The sequence below is a fragment of the Vibrio sp. D173a genome, from assembly GCF_030248475.1.
Genome location: NZ_JAHGAH010000986.1, coordinates 1 through 1,217 on the forward strand (window position 1 = coordinate 1; position 1,217 = coordinate 1,217).

Here is a 1,217-nt window from a genome sequence, read left to right on the forward strand (position 1 = left end):
ACCTTTCGATGTCGCAGGGTTACCGATTTGTTCGCAGATCGCCACAGATTCACCGAGTTGAACCAGTTTAGCGAGGTAGCCTTCTACTGCATGAAACGGCACGCCTGCCATTGGAATAGGTTCGCCAGCAGATGAGCCACGTTTGGTTAGGGAAATATCAAGGAGTTGAGAGGCTCTTTTGGCATCATCATAGAAAAGCTCGTAGAAATCTCCCATGCGATAGAAAAGCAGGATCTCTGGATTCTCTGCTTTGAGTTTTAGGTACTGCTGCATCATGGGAGTATGTTTTTGATCGGCTTTCACTGGTAACTTCTTTCGTTTATTTCTATTGCGGCTTAGGATACGTGAAAGCGATACCTGCGAAAAGCGGCGCAAGCGATAAAGATTCAAATTCACTCATGTAGAAACCATGCAGAAACAATGGAGTTTGTCACCATGTCATCGATTCAACAACTCAGCGAAAAACTCGGCCAGCTTTTATTAAATAATCAGCACGTTTTGGTCACGGCAGAGTCGTGTACTGGTGGTGGCGTTGCAAGTGCAATCACAGATATAGCCGGTAGCTCAGCGTGGTTTGACCGTGCTTTTATCACTTACAGTAATGAAGCCAAACAAGAGATGATTGACGTGCAAGCTGCAACGCTGGAAGCGCATGGGGCAGTCAGTGAGGCTGTGGTGGTTGAAATGGCGCAAGGCGCGTTGGCGCACTCTAATGGCACGATTGCCGAATCGATCAGTGGTATTGCAGGCCCTGGCGGAGGCAGTGAAGAGAAGCCAGTCGGTACCGTTTGTTTTGCTTGGGCTTCAAACAGTGGTTGGCAAAAAGTAGAAACGCATGTATTTGCGGGTGATCGATCACAAGTACGACAACAAGCGACCGCCTGTGCGCTTGAGGTTATTTATGATTACCTGTTGGAAGAGAAGTAACAATTGTACAAATAATTTTCATACAGGTATGGACACTGTATGAATCAACAGTATAATAAACACCAATTGGTCACCCCTATGTGGGTTAGAAACAGATTCTAAATCGCTTGTTATAGACAACCGATTATGTGGAGATAGTAATGGACGAGAATAAACAAAAAGCGTTAGCCGCAGCCCTTGGTCAGATTGAAAAGCAGTTTGGTAAAGGCTCTATCATGCGTCTTGGTGACAACCGCACAATGGATGTAGAAACGATTTCTACTGGCTCGCTATCTCTAGATATCGCACTA

At 45.7% G+C, this 1,217-nt stretch carries 1 protein-coding gene and 2 pseudogenes; 2 read left to right on the forward strand and 1 reads right to left on the reverse strand.

The features are described from left to right. Window positions 1–303 (reverse strand): annotated as a pseudogene (locus tag KIV40_RS30750) (DNA mismatch repair protein MutS); the annotation flags it as partial. 132 nt (window positions 304–435) lie between these two features. On the opposite strand from KIV40_RS30750, the gene pncC reads away from it, so the two are divergent. Both pncC and recA read left to right on the forward strand, forming a co-directional pair. Then, window positions 436–927: a nicotinamide-nucleotide amidase gene (pncC, locus tag KIV40_RS30755; protein ID WP_285353084.1), complete on the forward strand. Its 492-nt coding sequence runs from the start codon at window positions 436–438 to the stop codon at window positions 925–927. A gap of 128 nt (window positions 928–1,055) precedes the next feature. Continuing rightward, window positions 1,056–1,217, forward strand: a pseudogene (recA, locus tag KIV40_RS30760) (recombinase RecA); the annotation flags it as partial.

What these genes read in the sequence shown, in the direction of transcription:
- pncC (WP_285353084.1), top strand. Translation starts at nt 436, where the DNA reads ATGTCATCGATTCAACAACTCAGCGAAAAACTCGGCCAGCTTTTATTA.